Raw genomic sequence first — 14,054 nt, 5'->3', positions numbered from 1 at the left:
GGCCGCAACAGGCGGCCGGACTTGGGCGCGCGTGGCCATGCCCAAGCGAAAGGGCCGCGCTTCGCGAGAAGCGCGGCCCTCCCCCGATGACATCCGTCTTAGCGGAACAGCGACAGGATGCTCTGGCTGCTGTTGTTGGCGATCGAGAGCGCCTGCACACCGAGCTGCTGCTGGACCTGAAGGGCGGCCAGGCGGGTGGATTCCGCGTTCATGTCGGCGTCGACGAGCTGACCGACACCGCGGTCAACCGAGTCCATCAGCGACTTCACGAAGTTCGTGTTGGTCGAGATACGGTTCTTGACGGCACCGAGATTGGCGGCGGCCGAGGCCACCGAGTTGATCGCAGTCGTGACCTGCGCGATGTAGCCATCGAGCGTGGTCTGGTCGGCGGCCGAGTCGGTCAGCGCAGAGATGTTGATCGTGTCGACCGAGGCGCTGCCGGCCACGGTATCCAGAATGCCGGTCTGCGTGGTCGAGTAGAGCGTGTAGTTGGCCGTCGTGACCGTGATCGAGCCGATGGTGGGCGTACCGCCGACGCGGGAGTAGGACGACACCAGGCTGAAGCTCGTCGGGGTGGTACCCGTCGTGGTGCTCAGCCAGTTGATGCCGTTGAAGGTCGCCGAGTTGGCCTTCAGCTTCATGTCCTGCTGGATCTGGGTGATGTCCGCCTGGATCTTGGTGCGGTCGATACCTGCGGTCTTGGACTGGACCAGCAGAGCCTGGAGCTTGGTCAGACCCGAGTCCTTGTCGCCGATCACCGAGGTCAGAGCGGTATATTCGGTGTCGACGGTCGCGGCCGACAGGCCGAGCGAGTCGGACACCGCCGAGAGCGCAGCGTTGTCGGAGCGCATCGACGTTGCGATCGACCAATAGGCGGCGTTGTCCGACGCGGTGGACACGCGCTGGCCGGTGGAGATCCGGTTCTGCGTGGTGGAGAGTTGCGAACCCACAGACCGCAGGGTCTGGAGCGCGGTCATGGCAGTCGAGTTCGTAAGCAGGCTTGACATTGCGAATGTCCCTTTATGTACGCGTTTACATTTTCACGAGGGGACATACCGGGCTTTCACCGGTACGGAAGGGCGGCATCATGCCTTTGGACCGCTCTGTCTGGGTCCAACCCGCCGTACCGTGTTGCTAGCACGCCGAATCTTGCTTCCGGATTAAGACGAGTTTGAATTCCACAGTAAAATCATATGGTTAACATTACGCACTGCTAACCATAACCAGTGCGTATCGCTTAACCATAAAGGGCCGGCCGGCGCTCGCAGCGCTCACGAGAACGAGCGGACCAGCCCGGAGGCCAGCAGATTCCAGCCGTCGATCAGCACGAAGAACAGCATCTTGAACGGCAGCGCGAGGATCGTCGGCGGCATCATCATCATGCCCATCGACATGGTCAGCGTCGCCACGATCATGTCGATCACCAGGAACGGCAGGATGATGAGGAATCCGATCTCGAAGGAGCGCCGGAGCTCGGAGATCATGAAGGCCGGAATGATGACGCGCAGATCGACCCGCTTGTCGTCGAACTTCCTGCGGAAGCTTTCGGCGGCGAGCGCTTCGAAGGTCTGGAGATCCTTGTCGCGGACATGGGCCAGCATGAACTCGCGGAACGGGTCCGTGATCTTCAGATAGGCTTCCTCTTCCGATATCTCGTTCTTCATCAGCGGCTGGACGCCGCTCTCCCAGGCCCGGTCGAAGGTCGGCGCCATGACATAGAAGGTCATGAACAGCGCGAGACTGATCAGCACCAGGTTGGCAGGCGTGGTCTGGAGGCCGAGACCTGCGCGCAGGAACGACAACGCCACCGCAAATCGCGTGAAGCTCGTCACCATGATCAGCAGCCCCGGCGCCACCGACAGCACCGTGATCAGCGCCATCAGTTGGATGATCCGGCCGCTGGTCGAGCCGTTTCCGGGCGGCAGCAGGGAATTCAGGTCCGGAATCTGGGCCAGCGCCGCTTCGGGCAGCACGACCAGAACCAGCGCGAGCAGCAGGACTTTCACCCTCACTGGATCACCAGCGTCTCAATGATCAATTCGCGGACCTTGCCCGACGAGCGGATATTGGCGCGCTCGGTCAGGTCGTCGCGCAGATGCTGGAGCCCGCGCGATCCTTCGAACTGCGCGACCGTCGCCGACCGCAGATAGGTCACGATGTCCTCGCTGATGTGGGCGGCCAGAATGCCGGCATCCTCGTCGCTCATGCTGTCGGTCACCATCGAGGCTTCTATGCGCGCCCAATTGTTGGCCGGCGCGGCGAGATTGGTCACGATCGGAGACAATTTCCTGAGCCGCGCGCTGCCGGCGTAGCTCGACGCGATCGGCGGCGATGTGGCGTTCTTCTTGGCGTCGGCAACGCGTTCGGCGGTCGCGATCAGATGCAGACCGGCAATCGCGCCCGCGCCGATCGCGATCAGGGTCAGCACGACGATGGCGGCGATCAGGCGCATGGCGTCCCCTGGCATCGCAACGCCCCCCGGCCGACGCCGGTCTCAGAATGGTGCCACGGCGTCATAGATCCGGTGTCCCCATCCAGGCTGCTGCACGTCCGACAGATTTCCGCGCCCGCCGTAGGACACGCGCGCCTCGGCGATCTTGTCGTAGGAGATGGTGTTGGCCCGCGAGATGTCACGCGGACGCACGATGCCGCCGACTTTGAGCACGCGCATCTCCGTGTTGACGCGAAATTCCTGCGAACCGCTGATCATCATATTGCCGTTGGGCAGCACGTCGGTGACGATGGCCGCGATCGAGAGCCTGATGTCCTCGGTGCGGTCGATCTGGCCGTTGCCCTTGATCTGGGTATTGGTGCTGAGATTGGCGTTGGCCGAACCCGTGTCGTTCCATCCAGCGATGTCCATCAGCCAGTCGAGCCCGAACTTGACCTGCGAATCGCGCGAACGGCCAGTCTTGTTGTCGAGCTTGGCCTTGTCCTGCATCGAGATGATCACCGTCACGACGTCGCCGGTGCGCCGGGCGCGCGGATCGCGGTAGAGATCGGTGCCGTCGTCCCAGGTCGAGCGATAGCTGACGGGCGTGCGCATGCGCGGCGTCACCGGGATCGGATCGGCCTGCATCCGCAAGCCGCTGCCGACGGGCGACATCTGCGGACCGGTCAGGACTTCGGCCGGATGGTAGCACCCGGCCAGGAGCACCGACGCCGCGAGCAGGGAGAGGATCGGCTTGGTCATCTATTTGTTCTTTCCGTCGTCCACGCGACGCATGCCGCCGAGCAGGTCTGCGAGGTGCGCCGCGCGTGCCGTGTCCATCTCGTTGAAGATCGCGCTCGAGCTGCGCGGGCTGAGCTTGGCGAGCACGGCGGCGGCGGTCTCGTCGGCCATGCCGGCGATCTGCGTCGCCGCAGCTTCGGGCTTCATGCGCGAATAGATCTCGACGACGCTGGCTTCGGCCTTCTTCAGGAAGTCGTCGCGCAGCGCCATCCACTTCTCGTATTCGGCGCGCTTGGCCTCGACCTCGGCGATGCGCTCGCGCAACAGGCTCTCGGCCTTCTCGAGCTCCTTGAGCTGCCAGGCCAGCCTGGCGTCGACGGCGGGATCGGCGACGTTGCTGCAGAACAGCGCGATTTCGTTGTCCGGGGCCGGCGCAGCCTGCGGCGGCGCAGGCTTCGGCGGCGCCGTGACGCTGCCGGGCTTGGCCGGACGGGCTGGCGCAGGCGCCGGTGTCTCCGGCACCGCACCGGTGACCGCGGGGCCCGAATCTTCGGCCGCCCATGCCGTGGCCCGGACCGAAGCGTTGTCGACAGGTGTCGCGGTGGCCGACGGCTGCGGCTTCTGCGGTCCGCCCGCGCGGGCGCGGGCGAAGGAGAGCAGGTTGAGCGGTTTCGACGGCTTGGCCTCGTCCAAGGCGAGCGCGGGCGAGGCACTCCCGAGCATTGCTGCCGCGGCCAGCAGGAGGAGTTTGGCTTTGTGATCCAGCTTCAGCATCGGGCCGCGTGCGATTCTCGCTTCAGACCTGAGCATTGAGCGACCAAGCTTGCACGACGCTTGCGCATCATTGCACGATGACGTCGGCCTGGAGCGCGCCTGCCGTCTTGATCGCCTGCAGGATCGCGATGATCCCCGATGGTTTCAGGCCAATCTGGTTCAGCCCGCGCACCAAGCGCTGGAGATCGACCCCGCTCAGGATCGCCACCTGCGATCCGGCCTCGTTGGCTTCGACCACTGTCTGCGGGACGACCACCGTCTGTCCCCGCGAGAACGGCGCCGGCTGCGACACAACCGGCATCTCCGTGACGCGAACCGTCAGATTGCCGTGGGTCACGGCGACGGTCGATATCCGCACGTCGCGCCCGATCACGACCGTGCCGGTGCGCTCGTTGATCACGACCCGCGCCGGCGTATCCGGCTCGACCACCAATTCGCCGATCTCGGCGAGGAAGCGGACAGGGCCGACATGGCGCGGCTTCGACAGCACGATGGTGCGGTAGTCGCGCTCGAAGGCGATCTGCGCGCGGTACCGACCGCCGGCGTAGCGGTTGACGGCGTCGAGGATGCGCGTTGCGGTGACGAAGTCCGGGTTCTTCAGTTGTAGCACCAGGAACTCCATCTCGTGGAGGCTTCCCTGCACCTCGCGTTCGACCAGCGCACCGTTCGGGATGCGCCCGGCCGTCGGCGTGCCCTGGCTGACGTTCTGCGCCTGGCCTCCGACGCTGTAGCCGGCAACCGTGATCGCACCCTGCGCCACCGCATAAACCGCGCCATCCGCTGCGCGCAGCGACGTCATCACCAGCGTCCCACCGAGCAGCGACGTCGCATCGCCGAGCGAGGACACGGTGACGTCCATGCGCTCGCCGGGCCCGATCGAAGGCGGAAGGTCCGCCGTGACCATCACCGCTGCGACGTTGCGCGTGCGCAGCGTGGTCGGACGCGGGGGATTGTTGGTGCTCGTGGTCTCGTTCCTGACGTTGATGCCCATGTTCTCGAGCATCGACTGCAGGGACTGTTCGGTGAACGGAGCGTTGCGCAGCGTGTCGCCGGTACCGTTGAGCCCGATGACGAGACCGTAGCCGACGATCTGGTTCTCGCGCAAACCCTTGATGTCCGCGATGTCCTTGATGCGGACGGCGGCCTGGGCGCTGGCGGCCGACACGAGCAGGACGAGCGCAAGCAGGAGCCTGGTCATGATCCGTCCATGACCTTGACGCTGCCGTCCGGCTGGACGACGCCCCTGATGATCACGCCGGTGTCCGTATTGCGCACGGGGATCAGCGCGCCGGCCGCACCCGACTGCATCGCCGAACCGTAAGTGACGATGGACAGGCCGCTGTCCTCGACCACGACCTTGACCGTGGCGCCGCGCGCGACGGTCCAGGGATCCTCCACCGCATTGGTTGGAATGGGCTGGCCCGGCAACAGCGCGCGCCGCGCCATGCGACCGACCAGGATGTGGCGTCCCTCGATGAACATGGCGACGCCGAGCAGGCTCGGCGCGAAGGCGCGCTCGGTGATCATCTCCTCGCGGATCATCTCGCCGGCGCGGATCGAGACGGCCGGCACCGGAAGCCGCTTCTCCTCGGCCGCGGCATCCCGCGCCGCGACGAGAACCAGCAGCACGGCGGCCAACCCGCGCACGATCAGGCCCACCCTGTTCAACATCGAGACACCGGAACTAGCGCATGCCCTTCGAGACCGTCTGGGCCATTTCATCCGAGGCCTGGATGACCTTGGCATTCATTTCGTAGGCACGCTGTGCCGAGATCAACTCGGTGATTTCCTTGACCGGGTCGACGTTCGAGGCTTCGAGCCATTTCTGGTTGATCTTGCCATAGCCGGCATCGCCCGGCAGACCGACGACCGGCGTGCCGGACGCCGTGGTCTCCTTGTAGAGATTGCTGCCCAGCGGCTCGAGACCCGCTTCGTTGGCGAAGTTGGCGAGGTTGAGCTGGCCGATCTGCCGCGGATTCACTTCCGTGTCGAGCTTGGCAAACACCTGGCCGGTCTGGTTGACCGTGACCTCGACCGTCCCCTGCGGGATGGTGATCGCGGGATCCAGCAGGTAACCGTCGATCGTGACCAGCTGAGCGTTGGCGTTGACGTTGAACGAGCCCGCACGGGTATATTGCACCTCGTTGTTGGGGCCGAGCACCTGAAACCAGCCACGTCCGTTGATCGCGAGATCATAGGGATTGCCGGTCTGCGTCAGCGCGCCCTGAATGTGCAGCTTGCGGATCGCCGCGGACTTGACGCCGAGGCCGAGATTGGCACCTTCCGGAATCGGCGAGGAGCCGTTGGTATTCGCGACGCCCTGCATGCGGTCCATCTGGTAGAACAGATCGGTGAACTCCGCGCGCGCCCGTTTGTAGGAGGTCGAGTTGATGTTGGCGATGTTGTTCGCGATGACTTCGATGTTGGTCTGCTGGGCGTTCATGCCCGTGGCCGCAATGGCGAGCGATTTCACTGGTCCCACTCCTTCAGATCAAATCGACATCCGAACAACTTCCTGGTAGGCTTGGACGACCTTGTCGCGAACCGCGACCGCCGTCTGCAAAGCCTGCTCGGCGGACATCAGCGCCTCCACGACGCGGCGCGTCGATTCCTTGCCCTGCATTGCCGAGATCGATGCGGCCTCGCCCGTCTTCAGCGTCCCGATCGCATCCGACGTCACCTGCTTCATCACCGATTCGAAGCCGGCATCGTCACTGGCCTGGACCGGCGTTGTCGCGGCAGGCGAGACGGCCTGCGTCTCGCTCGCACGGCTCGCGGCTTGCCCTGCGGAAATCGCGGTGGATGAAATCGCCTCAAGCATGGTCAGCTCCTCAAGAGATCGATGGTCATGCCCAGCATGGACCTCACCTGCTTCACGACCTGGAGATTGGCCTCATAGGAGCGGTTGACCTCCCGCATGTCGGCCATCTCGATCATCATGTTCACGTTCGGCAGCTTGACGTAGCCGGCCTTGTCGGCGGCGGGATGCCCCGGATCGTACTCCACCCGGTAAGGCGTGGTGTCGACCCCGATCTCCTTGACCTTCGCGAGCTGTGCGCCCGAGGCGCGATCCATCGCTGCGTCGAAGGTGATGGTCTTGCGCTGATACGGATCGGCACCGGCGGCGCGCCCCGTCGAGGTGGCGTTCGCAAGATTCTCCGAGACGATGCGCATGCGCGTCGACTGCGCTTCGAGCCCGGAGCTTGCGACCGTCAGAGAGGCGCTCAGTGAGTCCAGCATGTCAGTTCACCTCAGGCCTTTGCACTCGACAGCACCATGCGGTGAAACGACCGCACGATCGCCGCGTTCATCGAATAGTCGCGATTGACGTCGTTGCCCTTGATCATTTCCTGCTCGAGGCTGACGGAGTTGCCGGAGTGAACCACCTCCCAGCTGTCCTTCTTCGCGGTCGCCCGCGTGTCGGTCTCGGCTGCGGCCAATTGCATGTGCGAAGGCGACGTCGTCGCAAGCCTCACCGGCATGCCATCGAGCACCTTATTGAACGGCTCAACATCGCGCGCCCGAAAGCCCGGCGTGTTGGCGTTGGCGACGTTGGTGGCGATGGTCGACTGACGCAGCTCGAGATAGCGCGCCTGCGACGATGCGAGTTCGAAGAGATAAAGCGGTCCCACGACGGCCCCATTCTGATCCATTCGGGACGAGCCTAGGGCGTTAAGCTTTCGTCAAGCTGTTGCGCGAAGCACCATCCTCGGAAATCTATCGGACGCTCTCGGGCCGCGGCGCCTGCTTGGATTGGAGGAAGTAGATGATCTCGGCAACGGGCCGGAAGAATTCCGCCGGAATCACCTGATCGACCTGGACTGCCTCGTAGAGCGCGCGCGCCAGCGCCTTGTTTTCGATGACGGGGATTCGGTTCTGCTCGGCAATCTCGCGGATCTTCAGCGCGATCACGTCCATGCCCTTGGCCACGACCAGCGGCGCGGCGTTTTCCTCACGCTTGTAGCGCAGCGCGATCGCGAAGTGCGTCGGGTTGGCAATCACCAGCGTCGCGCGTGAGGCCGAGGCGATCATGCGTTGCCGCGACCGGTCGCGCGCCAGCGAGCGCAGGCGCGCCTTGATCAGGGGATCACCTTCCGCCTGCTTGTGCTCATCCTTGATCTCCTGCTTGGTCATGCGCAGCTCGCGCCGCCAGTGGAAGCGCGCCCAGGCGAGATCGATCGCCACCAGCACGATGGTGGCGATGCAGATCGCCGAGACGATGCGCATCGCGATGCTGAGAATCATCTCCGGCAGCGCGACCGGATCGGTGTACATGGCCTCGAAGGCCCTTGCTTCGGATGCGCGCAGCACGAAGGCGACCACGGCGGTCACCGCGGCGAGCTTGAACAGCGACTTGGCGAACTCGATCAGGCCCTGCGTCCCGAACAACCGCTTCCAGCCGCTGACCGGAGAGATCCTCGACAAGTCAGGCTTGATCCGCTCGAGCACCAGGCGCGGCGCGTTCTGCAGCAGCGAGGCGGCGAGCCCGAACACCACCAGGATGACGACCAGCGGCACCAGGAATCGCAGCGCCTGCAGGCCGACCACGGTGAGCAGGTTCTGCGCGTCCGCACCGGTCGACAGCGGGAAGCCCTCGGGATCGTCGAGCAGGCTCTTCAGCGTCGGCGTCAATTGCTGCACGCCCTGGCCGATCAGGAACGCCTGGATCACCATCAGCGCGGCCATCGAGGCGAAAATGGAGGCCTCCCGAGAGACCGGAATCTTGCCCTGTTCGAGCGCATCGCGGACTTTCTTCTCGGTCGGCTCTTCTGTCTTGCTCTCCTGATCGGATGTTTCTGCCATGCCCGTTCAGCGGTCAGCGGAAGACCAGCTCATCCTCCTGCTCGGGGTTGAGCTCGATTTCGCCCTTCTCCGCCAGCTCGAGCGCGAGGTCGGTGATCACGCGTCGTGCCTCCAACACGTCGCGCTGGTTGGACGGCTCGCCGATGGCGAGCTCGTGCTCGACGACGCGGCGGACGCGCGAGGCGACCGAGGACAGGATCAGCTCGCGGAAATGCTTGTCGGTGCCCTTCAGCGCCACGACGATGCGATCGGTCGGCACCTGGTCGAAGATCATGGTGCGCGCCTTCGGCGTCAGGTTGACGACGTCGTCGAAGGTGAACAGCAGCTCCTTCAGCACTTCGGCCGACTTCGGCCGCTTCTCCGACAGGCTCTTCAGCATGTCCTCGATGTGGCCGCGTTCCATCTTGTTGATGATGTCGGCGACGCGGGCGTAGGTGTCGGCACCGAGGTTGCGGGCGAAGTTCAATGTGAGGTCCTCATGCAGCGTCTTCTCGATGATGCGCATGGCGTCGTCGACGATCGGCTTGAGGCTCAGAACGCGCCGCATCAGCTCGTTGCGGAGGCTCGATGGCAGCTGGCTCATGACCTTGGCCGCGCAGGCCGGCTTGACCTTGGACAGGATCAGCGCCGCGGTCTGCGGATGCTCCTTGGACAGGTAGCTCGCCAGTGAGTTTTCCGACACCGAGGAGACGCGGTCCCACACCGACCTGCTCGAATTGCCGAGCAGATCAGACATGATCTGCGAGACCTGGTCGGCCGGCAGCACGTCGCCGAGCACGGCCTCCAGACCGCCGAGCGTGCCGAGGATGTTCGCGCCCATCGAGAACTGCTGGGCGAACTCCTCGACGATCCCCTCGAGCTCCTGCGCGGTGATCGGCCGCAGCTCCGCCGCCGCCTTGGTGACGATGCGGATCTCTTGCGGTTCGAACTGCTGCAGCACGCTCGCCGCCGCCTGCCGGCCCATGGCCAGCAGGAGCGCGGCGACCTTTTCCGTGCCGCCCAGCGTGGTAACGCCTCGCTGCTTGGTGGGAGCGATGCCGACCGGTGCCGCCATGGTCAGGTATCACCCTGCCCCAGCGGCCCCACGATCTCCGTCAGCGAGACGCCGAAGCGGGAATTGTCCTCTTCGACGACGACCACCTCGCCACGGGCGACGATGCGGCCGTTGACGACGACGTCGACGGGCTCGCCGACCCGGTGATCGAGCGGAACCACCGCGCCGCGTCCGAGCTTCATCAGGTTCGCCACCGGAATGGTCGCCGATCCCAGCACCACCTGCATGGTGACGGGAATGCGCAAGATTGCGTCGACGTTGGCGAACTTGCCAGTCTCCTCGGCGGTGCGCTGGGCGATCTCGGCCAGGCGTTCCAGCGGAGAGGTCTCGGCCTCGGTCGATGCAGATGCAGGCTCATAGTCGAAGGATTGCGCCATTTGGTATCGCCTCTTGGTACTTCCGCTGCCGGAGCGCCGCGGCGTTCCGGCCGTATTGTTCTGCCGGTGCCGGCTTTCAGTGCTTGTTCAGCTCGGCGGTCGCCGCGGGTGCGAGCCCGCTGCGCGCATCGAGCGCCGCGATCGCCTCGTGAGCCTGGTCGATCTTCGTGCTCAACACGTTGGCGAGGCGTCCGAGATTCGCGGTTGAATCGTGCGCCGCGGTGATGACCGTGTCGAAGGCACCCGCGGTCTCGTGCATGATGGTGGAGAATTCGCCCTGATAGCTGCGCAGCCGCGCCAGCTCGCGGTGCATCCTGGTCACCCGCATGCTGGTGAAGGCGAGCGCAGCCAGCAGCACGATATCAACGAGATAGGATATCATCGACGAACTCCCGCTTCTGATCGACGGGATCTGCCACCTGCATGGCGTAATAGCCGTCGAGCTGGCCGATCTGACACCAGAACAACACCTGATTGTTGCTTTCGAGACGGGCCAGCGTGCGCGGCGTGGCCTCGAGCTCGAGCACCTGCCCGACCTCGAACTTCACGACGTCGCCGAGCGTCACCATCTTCTCGTCGAGCACGGCGCTGAGCGTCACCTCCGTCCGCTGCACCTCGCTTTCCATCTGCTCGCGCCAGCGTGGGTCGGCGGCGCGACCGTCGCTGACGACCACGTGAGCGAGCTTCTGGCGCAGCGGATTGAGCGCGGAGTGCGGAATGATGAGGAACATCTGGCCGCCGCGGTAGAGCGCTTGCAGCATGATGTTCGCGCAGATCGACATGTTGCCGCTCCGCCCGATCGCGAGCGAGGCCATCGCAGTCTCGACCCGCTCGACGCGAAAGGTCACGTTCGACGTGCCGGCGAAGGCGGATTGCAACGCCTTGGCGAACCGTTCGAACAGCGCCTGGACCAGGCGGAGCTCGATGTTGGAGAACGCGCGCTCAACATCGAGCGGCGGCTCGGCGCCGTCGGATCCGAACATCGCTTCGACCATCGTGAACACGAAGTCACGGTCCAGCATGATGATGACGCGGGAGTCCCACTGCTCGGCATAGAGCACCGCCGCGACCGCGTTGGCCTCGTAGTCCTTGATGATATCGCCGACACGGTCGTTGGTGATGCCGTTGACCGAGAAATAGCAGGGCGTTCCGGCCATCGGCTGCAGGCTGTCGGTGCACGATGCCGCCATGCGATCGAAGATCACATTGAGCATCGGCATACGCTCGATCGATATGCCGGCAGCGTCCAGCAGGTAGTTCGGCAGCTGCTTGCGCTGGTCGACCTCGGCGTCTTCCATCATCATGCGCGCGCCGCCTTGGGTTCAGCGTCGGCAACGACGGCCTTGGGACCTGCGATCGTCTCGTTCTCGACGACGTCGATCGAGGGACGCTCGCTGCTGGAGATCATCTTGCGGCCGTGCTCGACGGCGATCTGCGGCATGGCACCGTTCATGAATGCCAGCAGCGTCTGCTTGACGATGATGTAGGGCCGACACTTCTTCTCGCGCGTCATCTTGATCTTGATCGCGAAGGGCGAAAGCACGCCATAGGACAGGAAGATGCCAGCGAAGGTGCCTACCAGGGCTGCACCGATAAAGCCGCCCAATAATTTCGGAGACTGGTCGAGCGCGCCCATCGCCTTGATGACGCCAAGCACGGCGGCGACGATGCCGAGCGCCGGCAGCGCCTCGGACACCGTCACCAGCGCATGATAGGGCGCCAGCTTGCCTTTTACGATGGTATGGATCTCCTCGTCCATCAGCGCCTCGATCTCGTGCGTGCGCGCATTGCCCATGATGATGAGGCGGACATAGTCGCAGATGAACTGGAGCAGCGAGGGATCTCCGAGCACGCTGGGGAACGCCTTGAAGATTTCGGAGGAGGCGGGATCGTCGATATGCGCCTCGACTTCGTTGCGCCCCTTGCCACGCAGCTCGCGCATCAGAGCGTGGAGCGCGCCGAGCAGGTCAAGGTAGTAGCGCTGGCCGGGCACCGCGCCGGTGATGGCCTGCATGCAGGCGACGCCCGTGTCCACCACCGTCTTCCATGGATTGGCCACGATGAAGGTGCCGACCGCGGTTCCCATGATGATCACGAACTCCCACGGCTGCATGAGCACGGCCAGATGCCCGCCCATGGCGGCAAAGCCGCCGAGCAGCGCCGCTACCGTGATGAAAATCCCCACGAAACTGCCCAACGCGCCGCTCCATCGCCGATCCCACCTGGAATACCTAGTCGGCGACGCTTGCGCGAAGCTGGCTTCGAGGTCGCCAGCCCCGCGCAAGCAATTGCCGGCAGCTTGAAGCGGGGTCGCACCGGCGGCCAGAGGGGCGCGTGTCATGCTATCCACCATCGCGGACTACACCAGGCTGACCAAGGACATGGGCAAGTCGCTGACGCAGGTCGCGAAGCAGCCGGATGTCAGCCGCGAGACCGACTACTTCCTCAGCCATATCGGCAAGGTGAAGACGATCGACGACTTCCTGAAGGACTATCGTCTCTATTCCTATGCGATGAAGGCCTATGGCCTCAGCGACATGACGTACGCCAAGGCGTTCATGCGCAAGGTGCTGACCGAGGGCGTCGCGAGCAAGGACGCCTTCGCCAACAAGCTGACCGACGTCCGCTACCGGCAGTTCGCAACCGCCTTCAATTTCGCCGCACTCGGCGACAAGGCGACCCAGAGCGCCGCAGCCACGACCGGCACCGCGACCCAATACGTCACGCAGACGATGGAGGAGAAGGCCGGCGATCAGAACGAAGGCCTGCGTTTGGCGCTGTATTTCACCCGCAAGGCGTCCACGATCACGACCGCCTACCAGATCCTGGCCGACAAGGCGTTGACGCAGGTGGTGCAGACCGCGCTCGGCCTGCCGTCGACGATCAGCGCGGCCAACATCGACGCCCAGGCCAAGATGATCGCGGACAGGATCAAGCTCACCGACTTCCAGGATCCGGCCAAGGTGACCAAGTTCGTGCAGCGCTTTGCGGCGATGTGGGATGCGACCCAGGCCCGGAACGACAGCTCGACCAATCCCGCGCTGGTCCTGATCGCCGGCGCCGCGACGTCGGTCAGCATGGATACCAACGTGCTCACGACGCTTCAGAACATCAAGTTCAACAGGTAATTCATGCAATCGGCTCTCTATGTGGGATTGTCGGCGCAGGTCGCCCTCGAAAAGCGCCTCCAGACGATCGCCAACAACGTCGCCAACGTCAACACGGCCGCCTTCCGCACCGACGTGGTGAAGTTCGAGACCGTGCTGTCCAAGGCAGGTCCGACACCGGTGGCGTTCTCCTCGCCCGGCGACAACATCATCTCGCGAGAGATGGGCAGCATCACCGAGAGCGGCAACCCGCTCGACGTCGCCGTGGTCGGCCAGGGCTGGATCGCCTTCGCCGGTCCGAACGGCACGGTCTACACGCGCGACGGCCGGCTCCAGATCGCCCCCAACGGCGATCTTCAGACCGTGAGCGGCTTTCCGATCGTCGATTCCGGCGGCGCGCAGATCACGCTCGACCCGAACGGCGGACCGATCTCGATCGCGCGCAGCGGCGCAATCATCCAGGACAACAACGAGATCGGCACCATCGGCCTGTTCAGCATTCCGGCCGACGCCAATCTCGAACGCTACGGCAATTCCGGCGTGACGCCCGACCGGCCTGCGACCGCCATCGCGGACTTCTCCCGGGACGGCTTCAAGCAGGGCTATGTCGAAGGCTCCGGCGCCAATCCAATGCTCGAACTGACGCGGCTGATCTCGGCCTCGCGCGCTTTCGATGGCACCAACTCGATGATCGAGGGCACTGAGAGCTCGCTGCAGAACGCGATCCGGACCCTCGGCGAACCCGGCAAGTAGATTGCGCGCCAAGC

The 14,054-nt window shown here is 64.5% G+C and carries 19 protein-coding genes; 2 read left to right on the top strand and 17 right to left on the bottom strand.

Annotated features, from left to right (window positions below; genetic code table 11):
• Positions 1-98: 98 nt before the first annotated feature.
• The 17 genes from P0R31_RS01390 to motA form a co-directional block, all read right to left on the bottom strand.
• Positions 99-1,007 carry a flagellin gene (locus P0R31_RS01390; RefSeq protein ID WP_157281907.1) on the bottom strand — a complete coding sequence of 303 codons (909 nt, stop codon included), beginning with the start codon at positions 1,005-1,007 and terminating at the stop codon, positions 99-101.
• A gap of 264 nt (positions 1,008-1,271) precedes the next feature.
• Positions 1,272-2,012: a flagellar type III secretion system pore protein FliP gene (gene fliP, locus P0R31_RS01385; protein ID WP_036007014.1), complete on the bottom strand. Its 741-nt coding sequence runs from the start codon at positions 2,010-2,012 to the stop codon at positions 1,272-1,274.
• Entirely contained in the window at positions 2,009-2,452 is a 444-nt protein-coding gene (locus P0R31_RS01380; protein ID WP_036037699.1) for a flagellar basal body-associated FliL family protein, read from the bottom strand. Before P0R31_RS01380 ends, fliP begins: the two co-directional genes overlap by 4 nt.
• Before the next feature lie 42 nt (positions 2,453-2,494).
• Positions 2,495-3,193: a flagellar basal body L-ring protein FlgH gene (gene flgH, locus P0R31_RS01375; protein WP_275512524.1), complete on the bottom strand. Its 699-nt coding sequence runs from the start codon at positions 3,191-3,193 to the stop codon at positions 2,495-2,497.
• Positions 3,194-3,946: a MotE family protein gene (locus P0R31_RS01370; RefSeq protein WP_275512523.1), complete on the bottom strand. Its 753-nt coding sequence runs from the start codon at positions 3,944-3,946 to the stop codon at positions 3,194-3,196.
• A gap of 67 nt (positions 3,947-4,013) precedes the next feature.
• Positions 4,014-5,144, bottom strand: coding sequence for a flagellar basal body P-ring protein FlgI (flgI, locus tag P0R31_RS01365; RefSeq protein WP_275512522.1), 1,131 nt, complete (start codon positions 5,142-5,144; stop codon positions 4,014-4,016).
• Positions 5,141-5,617 carry a flagellar basal body P-ring formation chaperone FlgA gene (gene flgA, locus P0R31_RS01360; protein ID WP_275512521.1) on the bottom strand — a complete coding sequence of 159 codons (477 nt, stop codon included), beginning with the start codon at positions 5,615-5,617 and terminating at the stop codon, positions 5,141-5,143. Before flgA ends, flgI begins: the two co-directional genes overlap by 4 nt.
• A gap of 13 nt (positions 5,618-5,630) precedes the next feature.
• Positions 5,631-6,419: a flagellar basal-body rod protein FlgG gene (flgG, locus tag P0R31_RS01355; RefSeq protein ID WP_036006992.1), complete on the bottom strand. Its 789-nt coding sequence runs from the start codon at positions 6,417-6,419 to the stop codon at positions 5,631-5,633.
• Between the two features lie 18 nt (positions 6,420-6,437).
• Positions 6,438-6,767 carry a flagellar hook-basal body complex protein FliE gene (locus P0R31_RS01350; protein ID WP_275512520.1) on the bottom strand — a complete coding sequence of 110 codons (330 nt, stop codon included), beginning with the start codon at positions 6,765-6,767 and terminating at the stop codon, positions 6,438-6,440.
• Positions 6,768-6,769: 2 nt separating this feature from the next.
• Complete coding sequence (gene flgC / locus P0R31_RS01345; RefSeq protein ID WP_036006988.1) at positions 6,770-7,186, bottom strand: flagellar basal body rod protein FlgC; 417 nt, start codon at positions 7,184-7,186, stop codon at positions 6,770-6,772.
• 11 nt (positions 7,187-7,197) lie between these two features.
• The gene (gene flgB, locus P0R31_RS01340) at positions 7,198-7,599 is read right to left on the bottom strand and encodes a flagellar basal body rod protein FlgB (protein WP_157281919.1); all 402 of its coding nucleotides are present in this window, start codon (positions 7,597-7,599) and stop codon (positions 7,198-7,200) included.
• A 64-nt stretch (positions 7,600-7,663) separates the two neighbouring features.
• Positions 7,664-8,749 (bottom strand): flagellar biosynthesis protein FlhB, encoded by a 1,086-nt coding sequence (gene flhB / locus P0R31_RS01335; protein ID WP_275512519.1) that lies wholly within the window; start codon positions 8,747-8,749, stop codon positions 7,664-7,666.
• A gap of 13 nt (positions 8,750-8,762) precedes the next feature.
• Entirely contained in the window at positions 8,763-9,803 is a 1,041-nt protein-coding gene (locus P0R31_RS01330) for a flagellar motor switch protein FliG (RefSeq protein ID WP_128263905.1), read from the bottom strand.
• A gap of 2 nt (positions 9,804-9,805) precedes the next feature.
• Positions 9,806-10,180, bottom strand: coding sequence for a flagellar motor switch protein FliN (gene fliN, locus P0R31_RS01325; protein ID WP_057030117.1), 375 nt, complete (start codon positions 10,178-10,180; stop codon positions 9,806-9,808).
• Positions 10,181-10,256: 76 nt separating this feature from the next.
• On the bottom strand, positions 10,257-10,562 hold the full coding sequence (locus tag P0R31_RS01320; RefSeq protein ID WP_036037681.1) for a hypothetical protein: 306 nt from the start codon (positions 10,560-10,562) through the stop codon (positions 10,257-10,259).
• Positions 10,543-11,484 carry a flagellar motor switch protein FliM gene (locus P0R31_RS01315; RefSeq protein ID WP_128263907.1) on the bottom strand — a complete coding sequence of 314 codons (942 nt, stop codon included), beginning with the start codon at positions 11,482-11,484 and terminating at the stop codon, positions 10,543-10,545. Before P0R31_RS01315 ends, P0R31_RS01320 begins: the two co-directional genes overlap by 20 nt.
• Positions 11,481-12,377, bottom strand: coding sequence for a flagellar motor stator protein MotA (gene motA / locus P0R31_RS01310; RefSeq protein ID WP_271542096.1), 897 nt, complete (start codon positions 12,375-12,377; stop codon positions 11,481-11,483). Before motA ends, P0R31_RS01315 begins: the two co-directional genes overlap by 4 nt.
• Positions 12,378-12,519: 142 nt before the next feature.
• On the opposite strand from motA, the gene P0R31_RS01305 reads away from it, so the two are divergent.
• Both P0R31_RS01305 and flgF read left to right on the top strand, forming a co-directional pair.
• Positions 12,520-13,308, top strand: coding sequence for a DUF1217 domain-containing protein (locus P0R31_RS01305; protein WP_275512518.1), 789 nt, complete (start codon positions 12,520-12,522; stop codon positions 13,306-13,308).
• A gap of 3 nt (positions 13,309-13,311) precedes the next feature.
• Positions 13,312-14,040, top strand: coding sequence for a flagellar basal-body rod protein FlgF (flgF, locus tag P0R31_RS01300; protein WP_275512517.1), 729 nt, complete (start codon positions 13,312-13,314; stop codon positions 14,038-14,040).
• Positions 14,041-14,054: the final 14 nt, after the last annotated feature.

Origin of the sequence: Bradyrhizobium yuanmingense (assembly GCF_029167105.1) — a bacterium.
Taxonomy (GTDB): Bacteria; Pseudomonadota; Alphaproteobacteria; order Rhizobiales; family Xanthobacteraceae; genus Bradyrhizobium; species Bradyrhizobium yuanmingense_A.
Note: the sequence above shows the minus strand (reverse complement) of the source record. Positions and strands in the feature narration are given on the sequence as shown.